At 30.1% G+C, this 17,467-nt stretch carries 15 protein-coding genes; 2 read left to right on the top strand and 13 right to left on the bottom strand.

Annotated elements, in window-relative coordinates:
* Positions 1–48 precede the first annotated feature (48 nt).
* Both acnA and HMPREF2578_RS04230 read right to left on the bottom strand, forming a co-directional pair.
* The gene (acnA, locus tag HMPREF2578_RS04235) at positions 49–2,754 is read right to left on the bottom strand and encodes an aconitate hydratase AcnA (RefSeq protein ID WP_017174671.1); all 2,706 of its coding nucleotides are present in this window, start codon (positions 2,752–2,754) and stop codon (positions 49–51) included.
* Between the two features lie 371 nt (positions 2,755–3,125).
* The gene (locus HMPREF2578_RS04230) at positions 3,126–4,772 is read right to left on the bottom strand and encodes a glycine betaine uptake BCCT transporter (protein WP_017174670.1); all 1,647 of its coding nucleotides are present in this window, start codon (positions 4,770–4,772) and stop codon (positions 3,126–3,128) included.
* A 215-nt stretch (positions 4,773–4,987) separates the two neighbouring features.
* Here HMPREF2578_RS04230 and mscL point away from each other — a divergent pair, with 215 nt between their 5' ends.
* Positions 4,988–5,344: a large conductance mechanosensitive channel protein MscL gene (gene mscL, locus HMPREF2578_RS04225; protein ID WP_017174669.1), complete on the top strand. Its 357-nt coding sequence runs from the start codon at positions 4,988–4,990 to the stop codon at positions 5,342–5,344.
* A gap of 40 nt (positions 5,345–5,384) precedes the next feature.
* Here the strand turns inward: mscL and sbcC are convergent, their stop codons facing one another.
* The 7 genes from sbcC to sosA form a co-directional block, all read right to left on the bottom strand.
* Positions 5,385–8,420, bottom strand: a complete 3,036-nt coding sequence (gene sbcC, locus HMPREF2578_RS04220) for an exonuclease subunit SbcC (protein WP_017174668.1) — start codon at positions 8,418–8,420, stop codon at positions 5,385–5,387.
* A 1-nt stretch (position 8,421) separates the two neighbouring features.
* A complete protein-coding gene (gene sbcD / locus HMPREF2578_RS04215) occupies positions 8,422–9,546 on the bottom strand; it encodes an exonuclease subunit SbcD (protein ID WP_017174667.1) in 1,125 nt (374 codons plus the stop codon).
* 160 nt (positions 9,547–9,706) lie between these two features.
* Positions 9,707–10,174, bottom strand: a complete 468-nt coding sequence (locus HMPREF2578_RS04210; RefSeq protein ID WP_002449105.1) for a CcdC family protein — start codon at positions 10,172–10,174, stop codon at positions 9,707–9,709.
* A 132-nt stretch (positions 10,175–10,306) separates the two neighbouring features.
* Positions 10,307–10,549 (bottom strand): YneF family protein, encoded by a 243-nt coding sequence (locus HMPREF2578_RS04205; RefSeq protein ID WP_037541068.1) that lies wholly within the window; start codon positions 10,547–10,549, stop codon positions 10,307–10,309.
* Between the two features lie 233 nt (positions 10,550–10,782).
* Entirely contained in the window at positions 10,783–12,771 is a 1,989-nt protein-coding gene (gene tkt, locus HMPREF2578_RS04200) for a transketolase (protein WP_017174666.1), read from the bottom strand.
* Between the two features lie 101 nt (positions 12,772–12,872).
* A complete protein-coding gene (locus HMPREF2578_RS04195) occupies positions 12,873–13,112 on the bottom strand; it encodes a DUF896 domain-containing protein (RefSeq protein WP_017174665.1) in 240 nt (79 codons plus the stop codon).
* A gap of 185 nt (positions 13,113–13,297) precedes the next feature.
* A complete protein-coding gene (gene sosA / locus HMPREF2578_RS04190; protein WP_017174664.1) occupies positions 13,298–13,531 on the bottom strand; it encodes a DNA damage-induced cell division inhibitor SosA in 234 nt (77 codons plus the stop codon).
* Between the two features lie 143 nt (positions 13,532–13,674).
* Here sosA and lexA point away from each other — a divergent pair, with 143 nt between their 5' ends.
* Complete coding sequence (gene lexA / locus HMPREF2578_RS04185; RefSeq protein ID WP_002449099.1) at positions 13,675–14,295, top strand: transcriptional repressor LexA; 621 nt, start codon at positions 13,675–13,677, stop codon at positions 14,293–14,295.
* Between the two features lie 205 nt (positions 14,296–14,500).
* On the opposite strand, the gene HMPREF2578_RS04180 is transcribed toward lexA, so the two are convergent.
* The 4 genes from HMPREF2578_RS04180 to rpmG form a co-directional block, all read right to left on the bottom strand.
* Positions 14,501–15,526 carry a CAP domain-containing protein gene (locus HMPREF2578_RS04180; RefSeq protein ID WP_017174663.1) on the bottom strand — a complete coding sequence of 342 codons (1,026 nt, stop codon included), beginning with the start codon at positions 15,524–15,526 and terminating at the stop codon, positions 14,501–14,503.
* A 14-nt stretch (positions 15,527–15,540) separates the two neighbouring features.
* Entirely contained in the window at positions 15,541–16,518 is a 978-nt protein-coding gene (gene guaC, locus HMPREF2578_RS04175) for a GMP reductase (protein ID WP_017174662.1), read from the bottom strand.
* A 194-nt stretch (positions 16,519–16,712) separates the two neighbouring features.
* Positions 16,713–16,982, bottom strand: a complete 270-nt coding sequence (gene rpsN, locus HMPREF2578_RS04170; RefSeq protein ID WP_002449108.1) for a 30S ribosomal protein S14 — start codon at positions 16,980–16,982, stop codon at positions 16,713–16,715.
* Positions 16,983–17,153: 171 nt separating this feature from the next.
* Entirely contained in the window at positions 17,154–17,303 is a 150-nt protein-coding gene (rpmG, locus tag HMPREF2578_RS04165) for a 50S ribosomal protein L33 (RefSeq protein WP_001265708.1), read from the bottom strand.
* Between the last annotated feature and the right edge of the window lie 164 nt (positions 17,304–17,467).

Here is a 17,467-nt window from a genome sequence, read left to right as displayed (position 1 = left end):
GGATTCAAAATACATTCAAATTTTTAAATACTTTTTCGAATAATTGTATTATTGAGCAAGTTTATTTCTTAATACCATTTGTAGAATGCCACCGTGACGATAATAGTCGATTTCAACTTGTGAATCAAAACGAACAATGACATCAAAATCAACCACTTCTCCATTTTCTTTTTTTGCATGAACTTTAATAATATCATGTGGTTGTACATCTTCGTTAATATCTACAGAGATTTCTTCTCTACCATTTAGACCAAGTGAATCAGCTGATTCTCCATCTTTAAATTGTAATGGTAATACACCCATCATAACTAAGTTAGAACGATGAATACGTTCATAACTTTGTGCTATTACAGTTTTAACGCCTAATAAATTAGTACCTTTAGCAGCCCAGTCACGTGAAGATCCCATACCATAATCATTGCCTGCTAATACTGCTAAGCCAGTGCCATCTTCTTTATATTTCATTGCAGCATCATAAATTGGCATAATTTCATCAGTTGGCCAATATGTTGTAAAGCCACCTTCTGTACCTGGTGCTAATTGGTTTTTAATTCTAATATTCGCAAATGTACCACGCACCATAACTTCATGGTTACCACGACGAGAACCATATGAGTTAAAATCACGAATAGGCACGTCATGATTTAATAAGTATTTACCTGCTGGTGTATCTTTACCAATAGCACCTGCTGGAGAAATGTGGTCAGTTGTAACTGAGTCACCAAATTTACCCATTACACGTAAATCTTTTAATGGTTCAATGGTACCTGGTTTTTTTGATAAACCTTGGAAGAATGTTGGATTTTGAATATATGTTGAATTAGGATCGAAGTCATATAATGGAGAGTCAGTAACATCAATCTCATTCCACATTTCATTGTTGTTGTATACATTTTTATATTCTTCTTTAAATAATTCAGGTGTTACAACACTATCTACTGTATCAGCAACTTCTTTAATTGAAGGCCAAATATCATTTAAGTATACATCTTGACCATCTTTACCTTTACCAAGTGGTTCATTTTGTAAATCAATATCAACTGTACCAGCTAAAGCATACGCAACGACTAATTGAGGTGAAGCAAGATAGTTCGCTTTTACTAATGGATGGATTCGACCTTCAAAGTTACGGTTACCAGATAATACAGAAGTAACTAGTAAATCTTCTTTAGCAATAGCTTTTTCAATTTCTGGCAATAGCGGTCCAGAGTTACCAATACAAGTTGTACATCCATAACCTACTAGATTAAATCCTAAATCATCAAGATATTTTTGTAATCCAGAATCACGTAAGTAACCTGTCACTACTTTTGAACCTGGTGCTAATGATGTTTTAACATATTCAGGCACTTTTAATCCTTTTTCAACTGCTTTTTTCGCAACTAAACCAGCACCTAACATAACGTAAGGATTCGATGTGTTTGTACATGAAGTAATCGCTGCAATTGCAATGTCTCCTGTTTTTATAGTTGTTTCAGAACCATCGTTAAATTGAATATTAGCTGATTTATCAAATTCGCTTTGATCCAAACCATGACCTTGGTTTCCAGCAGGAGCTGTTACAGATTTTTCGAATTCTTTTTTCATATCACTTAAGAAAATTAAATCTTGAGGACGTTTAGGACCAGATAGTGAAGCTTCAACTGTCGATAAATCTAAATGAATTACATCTGTATATTGTGGATCTTCTTTATCTGATGTAAAGAACATATTGTTTTGTTGTAAATAAGCTTTAACTAACTCAACGTGCTCTTCAGAACGGCCAGTTAATTTCATATATTTAAGTGACTCTTCATCAATTGGGAAGAAACCACAAGTTGCACCATATTCAGGAGCCATGTTAGCAATAGTCGCTCGATCAGCTAATGGTAAATCGGCAACACCAGGACCGAAGAATTCTATAAATTTACCAACTACACCTTTTTTACGTAGCTCTTGAGTTACTCGTAATGCTAAGTCAGTGGCAGTTGATCCTTGAGGTAATGAATTAGTTAAGCGTACTCCAATCACTTCAGGAATTGGGAAATATGATGGTTGACCAAGCATACCTGCTTCAGCTTCAATACCACCAACACCCCAGCCTAATACACCAATACCATTTATCATAGTAGTATGTGAATCTGTACCAACAAGTGTATCTGGGAAAGCAGTTTGTTCACCGTCCACGTCTCTTACATGAACTACCTTAGCTAAATATTCTAAGTTAACTTGGTGTACGATACCTGTTGCAGGCGGTACAGCATTATAATTATTAAATGCTTTTGTAGCCCAGTTTAAAAATTGATAACGTTCATAGTTTCTTTCAAATTCTAATTTCATATTGCGTTCTAACGCACGTGGGTTTGCATAGCTATCTACTTGTACAGAGTGATCGATGACTAAATCAACCGGTACTTCTGGATTAATTTTATTAATATCTCCACCTACATCATTCATAGCTTTACGTAATGAAGCTAAGTCGACAACCGCAGGCACCCCTGTAAAATCTTGTAAGATTACGCGAGAAGGTTTGAAAGGTACTTCTCCTTCATTACCTTCTTTACCAAAATGGGCTAATGCTTTAATATGATCATCTGTAATAACAAAGTCATCTTCTTGTCTTAATACTGATTCTAGTAGAACACGAATAGAATAAGGTAACTTACTAATTTTAGTTAAACCTTGTTCTTCAAGACTTTTTAAATCATAATATGTATATGATTTACCTCGAACTTCAAATGATTTTTTTGCTTGTTCTTTAATGTTAGAAGTCATTTGATTATCCCCCTTGAATATTAAAAATTCATAATTATACTTCTTTAATTAAATTGTATAATTATATGTTTTTTAAAACAACTATATATCACTAGAATTTGAGTGATTTGAATTTTGGTTTTATAATCAGTTAATATAAGAAATACTTATCATAGTACATTTAAACTATAAGTATTTTTTATTAAATGAGAATTTTTTTCAATAAGCTAAATGAAATAAAAAGGAAAGTAGAATAGAAATTCATTTTGAATTTTTGGCTCCAATATCAACATATATTGGATGTGGATTTTCTTTTGAAAGTCTTTATATTTCGATCTAACTATATTAAAAAACGCCTAAGACAAATAAGTTGTCTTAGGCGTTTTTTTTAATTATTGTTCTGCTTTCTCTGCATTACGTCGATTTTGACGTTTTTCTAATATATCAGATTCATAGTCTTTTTGTTGATATTCAATATATTCTTTTAGTCTATGTTTATTAGGCTGTAATGTTAATCCTAAGAATTTGCGTTCTTGGTTAGCATCTTTATAGAAACTAATCATCATTAGTATGACCACAAAGGAGAATGGTAATGCACTAATAATTGCAGCACTTTGTAGTGCGCCTAATGCTTCTGCGCCATCTCCACCACCTGCTAAGAGTAAGATGAAGGCAATAAGAGATTGTGCAATACCCCATGTTACTTTTACCACGTTAGATGGTTCTAATGAGCCATATGTTGTTTGCATACCTAATACAAATGTTGCTGAATCGGCTGATGTAATAAAGAATGAACCGATTAATATAAGTGCAACAAGTGATAAAATCATTCCTAAAGGTAAATGATTAAATACGCCAAAGAGTTGCGTTTCTGCTGACATCTTGAATAGCTCAGAATGTTTTTTACCCATTTCAATACCTAATACGCCAAACACACTGAACCATAAGAAACTTACTAGAGCCGGAACAAGTAATACACCTGAAATAAATTCACGAATTGAACGTCCTTTAGACACACGTGCAATAAATACACCTACGAATGGGCTCCAGCTTAACCACCAGCCCCAATAATATAGTGTCCAAGAAGACATCCATTCTCTTTTTTGAGAATTTAATGCTGCTGTATCAAAACTGTTGAATAAGAATGTATTGAACAAACTACCAATTGAACTTGTAAACATGTTCAAAATTAATACAGTCGGTCCAACAATTAAAGCAACAATCATTAATATTGTACCTAAACCAATATTAGCATTACTTAAATATTGAATTCCTTTACTTAGACCAGACCAAGCACTAATAATAAATAAAATTGTAACAACAACAATAATAAGTGATTGAACCCATACATTATTTGGGACACCAAATAAGTAATTTAAACCACCGTTAATTTGTAATGCACCCATACCTAATGATACAGCTACCCCTACTACTGTAGCGAATACTGAAAGTACATCAATAATCGTACCAATAGGTCCTTCTACTTTATCTCCAAGCAATGGGCGTAATGTTCTAGAAACAAGTCCTGGTTCATCTTTTCTAAATTGAGCGTATGCTAAGGCAAGAGCTACGACACCATAAACTGCCCAAGCATGAAATCCCCAATGGAAGAAAGTAGAACGAAGTGATTCAGTAAAGGCTTCTGTCGTTTTTGGACTAGCAGTTGGTGGTGCTGCAAAGTGTGACATAGGTTCTGCTGCACCATAGAATACTAAACCAATACCCATACCTGCACTAAATAGCATGGCAAACCATGAAATCGTATTAAACTCTGGTTTATCATCAGGTTTGCCAAGTTTTAATTTCCCAATTGGACTGAAAATTAAAAAGACACAGAAGAAAACAATAATAGTTGTAAGTATTAAATAATACCAACCAAGTTTATCAGTAATCCATCCACTTATTGAACTAGTAATTGAATCGAATTGTTCCGGTACAATTGCCCCAATTAGTACAATAATCGCTACGATAATCGCACTATAAATAAATACCGGCGAAAATTTCTTTCCTTTCTTACTTGATTCAGAAGAAGAATTCATAACTAATATAACTCCCTTCATCTTAATATTAAATTTTTTCAAAATGAAAAATACACAATTAATTATAAAAATAATTAATTAATTTTTCGGTAAACTACTTTAATATAATAACAAACATTTTAATCTTAATCAAATTTCATTAATTTTAATATTTACTAATTTATTTATGTTTTGTATGATATATTATATAAAAATCAAATAAATAGGAGATTACTATGCTAAAAGAATTTAAAGAGTTTGCATTTAAAGGAAATGTTTTAGATTTAGCAATTGCTGTAGTTATGGGGGCAGCATTTAATAAAATTGTATCATCCTTAGTAACTTATATTATCATGCCATTGATTGGTAAACTGTTCGGTTCGGTCGATTTTGCTAAAGATTGGCAGATTTGGGGCATTAAGTATGGTCTTTTCATTCAGTCAATTATTGATTTTATTATCGTTGCTTTTGCATTATTTATCTTTGTTAAGATTGCCAATACAATTATAAGAAAAGAAGAACCAGAAGAAGAAATTGATACAAATACGGTATTACTTACAGAAATTCGAGATCTTTTAAAAACAAATAAATAAATCAAAAAACATTGGAATATTAATATTCCAATGTTTTTTGTTACTTCCATTTAAATTTTGTGTAACTTTGATACTGATTTGTATTTACTTCAAGTATTAATGGGATTCGTTGTTTTAACTCACTCACATGAGAGATAATTCCTACCATCCGTCCAGATGTTTTTAAATTTAATAATGTATCAAGAGATGTTTCTAAAGTTTCTTGATCAAGTGTGCCAAATCCTTCATCGATAAACATTGATTCTAACGTTATCCCTCCAGATTCTTGTTGTACGACTTCACTTAATCCCAATGCTAGAGCCAGTGATGCTTGAAACGTTTCTCCTCCTGATAATGAACTAATATGTCTTGACTTATTAGAATATAAATCAAATACATCGATTTCTAATCCACTATATCCTTGTGATATTGATTCTCTTCGTTTAAGTTGATATCTTCGCCCGCTCATTATATCTAATCTAATATTTGCTTGATGTATAATTCTTTCTAAATAATAGATTAATACATAGTTTTCAAGCGATAATTTTTGATGATTCTTTCCTGATAAAACCTCAGATAAATTAAAAATTTGTTGCTGCTCTTTTAACTCTTCATCTAAATAGTGAATATGTTTTTCAATTTTTGCAAATTTTTCATCATTTTTCTTAATTTTATATTGTATTGATACAACATCATTAACATACTGATTATATTTTTCTTCGATATGTTCTTTTTGCATTTCAAGATTAGATATATCTTCAAGTTCTTTTTCACTTGTAAGACGTGTTAATCGTTCTATTTCAACGTTATATTTATGTTGTTCCTTATCGAAGTGATTAATTCTTTTTTCAATATGCTCTATATCTTGAAGTTCATGTTTTAATTTTTTTATTTCATCTTCATTTTCTAAACCTAATCGTTTCATTTCTTTTCGGATAGTTGTTGTAAAATAATCTAATTCTTTTTGTAGTTCTTTACTCGTAGTCAAATAATTATCAACACTATTTTTTTCTAAAGCTAGCGCATTTTGATATGATTGCATATTTTTATTAGTATCATCAACATGTTGATGATACTCATCAATCTCTTTTTGAAGACTTAAGTAATAATTTTTAAAAGTTTCAATACTTGAATATCCTGTGCTTATTTCAAAATCTTGAATTAAAGTTTGATTCTGACGTTTTTGAGAAGCTAATTTCTCTAATTTAAGTTCCTGCTGATGCTTCTCTTGCTGTAACGCATGAAATTGTTGTTGTAATTTATCTAACTTTTCTAATTGTTGTTGTAATTGTATTTTTTCAGACTTTGCACATTGTAACTTTTCTTTGATTTGGTCTAAATTAATCGATTCATACTCTATCTCTCCTAAATCTGATATGTTTTGAGAGAGTAATTCACACGTCGTTTCGCTTTTACTTAAATGCTGTTTTTTTTCATTAATTTCATCAGAAAGTTTATCAAGTAATTGATGATTTTGATTAATAGTTTCAAAATCAATATGCTGATTTAAAGATTCAACTTCATTTCCACATATTGGACATGTATCACCAATACGTAACGCTGACTGTATTTCAATAATAAAGGTTTGTTTATCATTTAAATCAATATTACGTTTATCAATGCTTTCTAACTGTTGATTGAGTGTATCAATCTCATTTTTTAAATTTTGTATCTTTTTTGAATGTTGATGATATTGTTGTTTTAGGGAAACTTGCTTTTCATACTTATCTTTTAAACTTTGTTGTTCATCTAATTGTTTTTGTAATTGATATATTTGTTCAGTCAGCTCATCAATAGCTTTATTATCCACTTTATAGCTATCAATAGATTGACTCATTTTATGTCCTTTATTAATTAACTGCTCTTGCTCTTTCATCATTTCATTATAATTATGAATAATATGTTCTTGCTCTTCAAATGCTTGTTGATATTTATCCAATTGATGATAAAAAGGCTTCGATTGTTCTAAATTCTCACTTTTTAAGTGGTATGAGTCACTCATCTTGTTTAATTGTTTATGTTCTTTTTCAAGTATGTTTATTTTATTATTTATTTGCGATATTTTATTCTCAGTCTCTATTATTTTGGTTTTTATTATTTGATACTTCTCTTCTTTCAAACGTTGTTGATCATATAAATTAAATAGCATGCCAGTATCTTTTAATCGATTTAATTTTACTTTTAATGCTTGTATGTCTTCAATCTGTTCATCTAATTGATGTTTTAATTGGTGGTATTCTTCTAATTCAATCAGTTGTTGTTCTAACTTTTTATTTAAATCAATGCGTTTTATTATAGAATGTAATTGTTCTTTTTGCTCATTTTTTATATGTAGTCTTTGTTCTTCGAGTTGATGACCTATCGTTTTGAAGTTGGGAATAGCCTGCAATAATTCTTGAGTTTTTATATGATGGATTTGTTTCAATTGAATTAATTGCTCATCATCAAATGCGTCAATATCTTCCCATAGTAATTTAATTTGATCGTATCTTTTTTCAATTTGTTTTTTCTCTTCTTTCATTTCATTTTTGAGCAAATTTTGAATTTCCTCAAAACGTATACTATTAAATAAAGTTCTTAATATCCCCTGTTTATCTGTACTATTGGATACTAAAAATTTTTTAAATTCACCTTGTGGAAGAATAAATAACTGTCTAAATTGTTCAGCATTAACGCCTAGTAATGACTTAATATATTGATTTCCAGCACTGATTTTACTTTCTCTTAATTCATATGTTTCACTTTTAGAATCATATTCATACACATCTAGTTTTCCTGGTGTTTGACTAGTGTTTCCCTCTTTAGTAAAAGCACCTTGACGAATAATTTTGAAATATTTTTCATTAAGTTGAAATTCATATTCAACCCACATAGGAGATTTTGCCTCTGCAAAATGACTTCTTAATCCCGCTTCACTTCTGCCTTCTGTAGAAGCTTTTCCAAATAACGAAAATACAATTGCATCAAATATCATGGTTTTTCCCGAACCAGTTTTACCACTAATTAAAAAAAGCTGATCATTTTTAATTTGAGTAAAATCTATCTTTTCATGTAAGAATGGGCCAAAATTATTTAACGTTAATTTTATTGGTTTCATTTTAGACCTCCTTATTCGATACCAAAGTGATTAAATTATTTATTTTTTCTTCCTGATACTTGGTCATCTCATTATCTGTAATCATCTTATAAAATTGCTTAATAATAGTTTGGTCGTCTTGTTGTTGTATTTGTGTCTGATGTAAAGGCCCCTCATTTTCAAAAGTAATATTGCTAAGCGCAAGAGTATTGGGGAATAGTTGTTTTAAATGAATCATTGGATCACTAATATGCGACATATTTTTAAGTTTGAAATGTATATAATTATCTTTATTTTTAGGTTGAATATGTCCTTGAATCACTTCATCATACTCGCCCTCAACCACTTCAAGCTCTCTTAAAGGTTTAAGTTGCACAAATGATGTTGATAGTTCATTTTTATCTTGAACCACTAAACGTTTATATCCCTTAGGCTGGTTTATTTCTGAAAATGAATATTGTAACAGTGAACCAGAATAATCAATAATGTCATCTTTAATACTAAATGGATGATGTAAATGTCCTAATAACACTTTATCAAATACGTTAAAACATGATTTAGTAACACTTTCAACAGTCCCAATTGTTAAAGGTCTTTCTGAATCCGATGTTTTTCCTCCATTTATCGTTAAGTGACCAATTAAAATATTTATTTTCTCTTTATTCAAATTTTCTACTATATAATTAATACATTTTTCTGTTGCTTGTTGATAAGTTTGAATAGAAGCATCTTTAAAAAATTCTTTTACTTCACTAATAGTAGCAAATGGAAGTACATAGAAATGTACATCATTAAATTCGATAGGTTGATTCATATGTTTTAATTTTGTACGAATAAAGAGTTTGGAATGTTCAAACCATGAAGCTCCATAATTCAATCGTTCTTTACCATCGTGATTACCATTAGAAATAATCATAGGGATATTCATATCTATATTAATAGTATGAATAGCATTTTCAAAAAGATGAATAGTTTCTTTACTTGGATAAGTTGTATCATAAATATCCCCAGCAATCACAACTACATCAGGTTTCTCATCTTTTAAACATTGGATAAATTGTTCTAAAATAAATGATTGGTCTTCAAGAAATTGTTTTCCGTTAAGTATCTTTCCTAAATGCCAATCTCCAGTATGTATAATTTTCATAACATTCCCCTTACTTTTTAAAGCATTATACTTTAATTTTAAAAAAGAGCGAGATTGAATTCTCAATGAACTCACATACTCGCTCTAAACTTCAATTCAATTTAATATCAAAAAATAATATTTTATTTAATTTTAGATAAGCTAATAATATTAATCTCTATTATGAGACTAAAGATTTTTTAACATTTTTATATTTATATAACATAGCTAAACGCCAAGGAACAATCATACTAAATGCCAATAAAAAGAACATGCCTCCGATTTCTCCTGGATCAATAGAGCTACTAATAAATATTTTTATGATTGTTCTAATAATTAAAAGTGAAATTAAAATGATTGGAAACGCTTTTGATCGTTTCATATATACCTCAGCGCCTTGAACTTCAAAATGACTTGTCCAGATAAGTACAGATGAAAATATCACACCTAAAATGATAGATTCTAAAATTTCAGCCCCAGTTAATCTAAAATATGGAATAACATACATCAAAGCCCCTGTCGACATAAAGATAGGAGGTAAAATAATTTTCTTTTCATTTACAGGGAACTTTTGTGCTTTCATACGAATAACTATGACAACAATCCCCATAAACAATGCAAATACTATGGAAAAAACTAAATATGCCAAATTTACACCTTCTTATACTCACATAACTAAAAGTTTAATACTATTATACTTCTTAAATACTCCAACTAAAAATGTTTTACAACAAAAACAAAGGATTGTAAACCCTTATGGCATACAATCCTTTAATAACTATTATTTTTTTGAACTCTTCATGTTTTGATCCATGTTTTTGTTCATCATCGTCATCATTTGATTGATTTTCTTTTGAGACGGTTTTTGTCCCATTTGCATCATCATCATACGTAACATTTCTTCATTGATAGGTGGGTTTTTTTTCAAATAGTCCATCATATATTTTCTTGCTAAGAAGAAACCACCAACTAGTCCGATGATAAGTGCTACAATGATTAATAAAATTGCTAACCAAGTTGCCATTGTTTCACCCACTTTCTATATCCTACTGAATTTTACTAAATAACTACCTTGATTTCAAGAGTTAGTTTTAGAATAACACCTCTTCGCTTTTATATTAACAAACTGTTTAACACGAATACTAATATTTATAAATAACTTCATATAAAGTGCTATGCACAAAATAAAAAAAAGCAAGAAAGAACTCATTTTGAATTCATTCCCCGCTCTCTCTCTATGTTGACTAAATCATAATATTAAAAAGTGCGAATTTGATTTAAAATATTTTCTTTAGTAAAGCCATATTTTTCGACAACTAAGTCTCCTGGTGCACTTGCACCAAAACCATCGATTCCAATTACTTTACCTTCAGTGCCTACATATTTATGCCAACCGAGTGGTGAAGCCATTTCAATTGCAACACGTTTAGTTAATTCTTTTGGAATAACTGATTCTTTATACTCGTCTGTTTGTTGCTCAAAAGCGAACCAGTTTGGCATAGAAACGACTCTTACACCTTTACCTTGTTTATCTAAATCTTTAGCTACTTCAATAGCTAAGCTTACTTCTGAGCCAGTTGCTAGTAATAGATATTCAGGTTTAGTTTCAGTTTCAAATACAACATATGCACCTTTTCGTACGCCTTCTTCAACCGTTTCTTCATCTACATCTAAATAAGGAAGATTTTGACGAGTTAAAACTAGAGATGTTGGTGTTTGTTTAGATTCTAATGCAACTTCCCATGCTACTCTTGTTTCATTACCGTCTGCTGGACGAATGACGTTCATATTTGGAATAGCTCTTAAACCTGCTAACTGTTCAATCGGTTCGTGTGTTGGACCATCTTCACCTACAGCAATTGAATCATGTGTAAAGATAAATGTTGCATTCAATCCCATAATTGCAGATAAGCGTAATGCTGGTTTTAAGTAATCACTAAATACGAAGAATGTAGCACCATAAGGATGTAAACCTCCATGTGCTGCCATACCGTTTACTGCAGCACCCATAGCAAATTCTCTTACACCAAACCAAACATTTTTACCTTCTGGAGTATTAGGATTGTAATCTGTAGCTTCTTTAACATTTGATTTATTAGATCCTGCTAAATCTGCAGAACCACCAAAGAATGAAGGAACAGATTTACTAATTGCTTGAATGATTTCTCCAGAATCTGCACGAGTAGCTGCATTATGATCACTACTGAATTTTGGTAATTCATCTTTATAATTTTCAGGTAATTTACCACTGATTGCCAATTTAAATTCTTCAGCTAACTCTGGATATTTTTCTGTATATGTTTCTAATTTTTCTTTCCACTCATCTTCATGCTCATTTGCACGTTTTAGCATTGTTGTTTGGAAGATTTCATATACTTCTTCTGGAACATTGAAACGTTTTTCTGGATCTAATCCATATGCTTCAAATGTAAGTTTTCTTTCATCAGTACCAAGTGGCGCTCCGTGAACACCATTTGTACCGCTAACGTTTGGCGCGCCGTAACCAATAATTGTTTTAACTTCAATTAACGTAGGACCATTTTGCTGTTTAGCTTTAGTAATCGCATTATCAATTTCTTCTAAATTGTTGCCATCTTTTACTAAAATATGGTTCCATCCATAACTTTCAAAACGTTGTTTTACATCTTCTGAGAAAGATTTGTTAAGTTCACCATCAAGTGAAATATCATTTGAATCGTATAATACAATAAGTTTATCTAATTGATTATGACCAGCAAATGAAGCTGCTTCATGAGAAATACCTTCCATTAAATCTCCATCTGAAGCCAACACGTAAGTATAATGATCTACAACGTTAATATCATCTTTATTAAATTTACCACCTAAATGCGCTTCAGCTAAAGCCATTCCCACAGACATAGCAAATCCTTGTCCTAATGGACCTGTTGTAACTTCAACACCATCTGTATGACGAAACTCAGGATGTCCAGGTGTTTTAGAACCCCATTGTCTGAACTGCTTTAATTCTTCTAATTCTAAGCTTCCAGAGACATGTAATAAACTATATAGTAAAGCAGAACCATGACCTGCAGATAATATAAATCTATCTCTGTTAAAGTAGTCTTTAGATTGTGGATTAAAGTTTAAGTGGCGAGTCCAAAGCGTGTAGGCCATTGGTGCAGCTCCCATAGGCAGACCAGGATGACCAGAATTTGCTTCTTCAATTGCATCAATACTTAATGCACGTATAGTATCAATAGCTAATTGGTCTTTTTCATTAAACATCTTACATACTTCCCTTCTAGAATTAATCATCTTTTTTATATTATAACTTAAAAATATAGTAAATGATAAGATTATAATGTTAATGATTAAAATGTTATTAACTATTGATCATTCTTTTTACTTTCTTGAATTTTTTTAAGTTTTTCCGGCGTTACATCGTTACCTTCTGGATCAATGACTTTGGTACTTTCAATTTGTTGTTTAAATCCTTCTCTAAAAGAATCTAAATATTGTTTACGCAACTTAGATTGCTCTTTTGCTTCAGCTTCTGTTAAACCTTGCTCTTTTTTCTTTTTTGCTAATTCATTAATTCTATCTATATTTAAATTATTATTTGACATGTCATCACACTTTCTATTCTTTTCTTTAATACATATAAAATACTTAATTAATATAACAAAAAGAGACATAGATAAAAAATCTAAGCATCATAAACTCTTTCTAAAATAAATGAAGTATTTTTATATAATACTTCATATTCCCATTTCTTAGAAGTAATAACTTTTTATCTATATCTCTTAAATATTTATTTAACTAAGGCGAACACTTTATAGTCTGTTTGTTCTGTATTATCGGGTATATCGTTCTTATAATCATCGTTTAAAATCGCTTTTTTAGGGATCGTATGATCGGTAATTTCGTACATGTGTTCCGTATGAGCGTTCTGATATAAGTTAGTAAAAAACACCAGAAAAACGATGCAAGATACTACTAGAACAATTATATTTTTAATGATATTACTAGTATAATTACTAAGCATTTATTTTCACTCCTAGAACATTTGTTTGTATAAATACTTTAACAGAACGAGTGTTCCTAGTCAATAGTATTACGAACAAATGTTTGTTTAAAAAATCAAAAAATGCTATACTATATTAAAATAAACTTAGGGAGTGCCTATATATGAGAGAGTTAACTAAAAGACAAAGTGAGATTTATGATTATATTAAACATGTTGTTCAAATAAAAGGTTATCCACCAAGTGTAAGAGAGATTGGTGAAGCTGTTGGTCTTGCTTCAAGTTCAACTGTGCATGGTCATTTATCTAGATTAGAAGAAAAAGGATATATTAGAAGAGATCCTACTAAACCTAGAGCAATTGAAATCGTGAGTGATCAAAATAATGATATGACTAGAGAAGAAACTATCTATGTTCCTGTTATCGGTAAAGTTACAGCTGGAGTTCCAATTACAGCAGTAGAGAATATAGAAGAATACTTTCCATTACCAGAACATTTAACATCCACACACAATAGTGATGTGTTTATTTTAAATGTTATCGGTGAAAGTATGATTGAAGCGGGTATTTTAGACGGAGATAAAGTAATTGTAAGAAGCCAAACTATTGCTGAAAATGGAGATATTATCGTAGCAATGACTGAAGATGATGAAGCTACTGTAAAACGTTTTTTTAAAGAAAAAAATCGATATCGTTTACAACCAGAAAATAGTGCTATGAGTCCTATTTACTTAGATAATGTAACAGTTATCGGTAAAGTTATTGGTCTTTATAGAGAATTGTAGTTTATCTCTTGTTTGTTACGTTAAAATCTCTTATATATATGTTTAATATACAAAAAACTAGAAGTGCCTAAGCACTTCTAGTTTTATTTTTTATTTAAAATCTCTTTAACTTTATCAAGTATATCTTTTTTCTTATTTTTCTTTGTAGGCATAATATCAACTTCCTTGCAAAAAGAACATACCCCTATATATTATAAATCAAACATTATCCAGCATAGTTTTCTGTCCAAAATGGTTGTCGCTTATTATTAAAATCTACACCTACACCTAATGTATTAACGTGTGTATTTAAAATATTTTCCCGATGTCCTAGAGAATTCATAAGTCCTTCGTGAGCATAAATACTACTTTGTTGACCATAAGCTAAATTTTCAGCAGCAACATTAAATTGTATACCATCACGTTTCATTCTATCGAAAGGTGAATGACCATTTAAATCAGTATGCTCAAAATAATTATTTTTAACCATATCTTCACTATGTTTTCTTGCAGTATTAGATATTTTTTTAGAGTAATCCAATGTATTTAATCCGTGTTGTTTTCTTTCTGCATTAACTAAATCAAAGTTTTGATATTCAAAGCTTTTTTCTAGCGTTGTAGAAGGTGCACCATATTGCTTTTGTAATCGGTTTTCCATCGATTCACTCACTTGCAACAACCCTGTTAAGTTATTTTTATTATGTTTATCGTAAAATGCAGTTGTATAAATGTGATCTTTATAAAAAACATCATATTCATCATTTTTTACAACAAAACGATTACGTCCTTTTGCAATTTTATCTACTGGCTTACCAAGACGTTGTTCAACCACTTTTTTAGGGGTATTATATTTAATTTTAGATTTAGAAGTTATAATGTTTTGATTACTAAATAAAGCATTAACTTTATTATTAATATAACTTACCATTAAAAAATTTTGATAATCATCATTATAATAAGTGTACCATTTTGTACCATATTCATTTGAAGTCACTCTTTTTGGTCGCCCTATCTTATTTTCTACTTCCTTTTGTGACATATTTAATTGAATATTATTAACTGCGAATTCTTGTTTTTTTGGAACTTTAAGCACATTATTTTTATAGCTTGTATCTTCATTTAATAAAACTTCTACTTTATCTCTTACATTATTTTGCAAATGAATAAAAAACTGGTTTTCTTCGATGGGTTTTATAATGATAAATAACAGAAATATTGCAGTAAATAAAAGGAATTTTTTAATAACATTCACCTACTAAATATATATTAATCTCTATCACCATTAAAAATTGAGTTTCTTACAATAACATAGTCAACAGTAGTTAGTGATTTTAAATCTTTGCCGCCAGCATAGGAAATTGAACTTTGAAGATCTTGTTGCATTTCAACTAAGGTATCTTTTAATGAACCTTTATGTTCCACAAACATTTTCTTCCCTTCAACATTCTTATGTTCTCCTTTTTGGAATTCGGAAGCACTACCAAAATATTCTTTATAACGTTTACCATCTAACTCAACTGTTTTGCCAGGAGATTCTTCATGCGCTGCAAATAATGAACCAATCATAACCATAGTGGCTCCAAAACGAATAGATTTCGCGATATCACCATGTGTTCTAATACCTCCATCAGCAATAATTGGTTTACGTGCAGCTTTACTACAAATGTTTAATGCAGCTAATTGCCATCCTCCTGTACCAAATCCAGTTTTAATTTTAGTAATACACACTCGTCCTGGTCCTATACCAACTTTAGTAGCATCTGCACCAGCATTTTCTAATTCTCTTACTCCCTCAGGCGTTCCTACATTACCAGCAATAACAAATGATTGAGGAATATGTTTTTTAATATGTTTAATCATATTAATAACCGAATTAGCATGACCATGGGCGATATCAATTGTAATATATTCAGGTATTAAATGCTCAGTTTTTAATTTTTCTATAAATTCAAATTCAGTTTCCTTTACACCCACTGAAATAGAAGCGAAAAGTCCTTTATTTTGCATTTTTTTTATAAAAGGTATGCGACCTGCTTCATCAAAACGATGCATAATATAAAAATAATCATTTTCTGCAAACCATTCAGCTAAAGATTCATTCATAACTGTTTGCATATTAGCAGGAACCACTGGCAACTTAAAAGTTTTAGGTCCAAATTGTACAGTTGTATCACATTCAGATCTACTATTAACAATACATTTATTTGGAATTAATTGAATATCTTCATAATCAAAAATTTTCATACTTTAAATTTCCCCTATACATTAAAAATTAAAAAGACACTGTAGACATAAATAAAATATCTGACGCTTTAAAAAATCATTTATAACGTAATCTAGAGCGAGAAATCACCTTTTCCTCGCTCTTATTATTTATATCCTTATATACTTTACAATTTTTTAAATACAATGTAAATGGACTAAAGTATTAGTTTCAGTTACCAACTAGATTTTTTCACACCAGGAATTTGACCTTTATGAGCATGTTCTCGAAATGCAATTCTAGACATTTCAAATTTTCTCATTACACCTCTTGGGCGTCCTGTAACTTTGCATCTTCTTGTTAAACGAGTTGGAGATGAATCTCTTGGCAATTTTTTTAATGCTTTATAATCTCCTTTTTCTTTCAGTTCTTTACGTAATTCATAATATTGATTTACTAATTTTTCTCTTTTTAATTCTTTAGCTATTTTAGATTTTTTAGCCATATAATATCTCCTTTTTACAAATCGTAATAATTACGTTTTATATCTTAACATACTTTTAAAAAATTACAAAGACAATTATTTTAAAATTAAAAGACTCACACATGTTATTCATCTTAAACATGTATGAGTCTATAATAGTTTATCTTTTTGTCGTATTTAAAAGATAAGGAATTATTTAGTTTCACGGTGTAGCGTGTATTTATTTAATCTTGGGCAATATTTTTTCATTTCAATACGCTCAGGGTTATTACGTTTATTTTTTGTTGTAATATAATTACGATCGCCACATTCAGTGCAAGCTAAAGTTACATTAACGCGCATCAATAACATCCTTTCTTGTTATATATAATTAGGAATTCTTACGATTTAAAATTCTATCATATCCTTTATTTTTAAGCAATAAGTTTCTTTTAATTTAATCAGTTTCCTTCTACGTACCAAAAACTAATCGTTTTAAAAAATCAGAAAATTTAAAATTTTTAAAA

This window comes from Staphylococcus sp. HMSC072H03 (genome assembly GCF_001809305.1).
Classification (GTDB): domain Bacteria; phylum Bacillota; class Bacilli; order Staphylococcales; family Staphylococcaceae; genus Staphylococcus; species Staphylococcus hominis.
The sequence above is the reverse complement of the archived record's forward strand: the minus strand, read 5'-3'. Positions and strand labels throughout refer to the sequence as shown.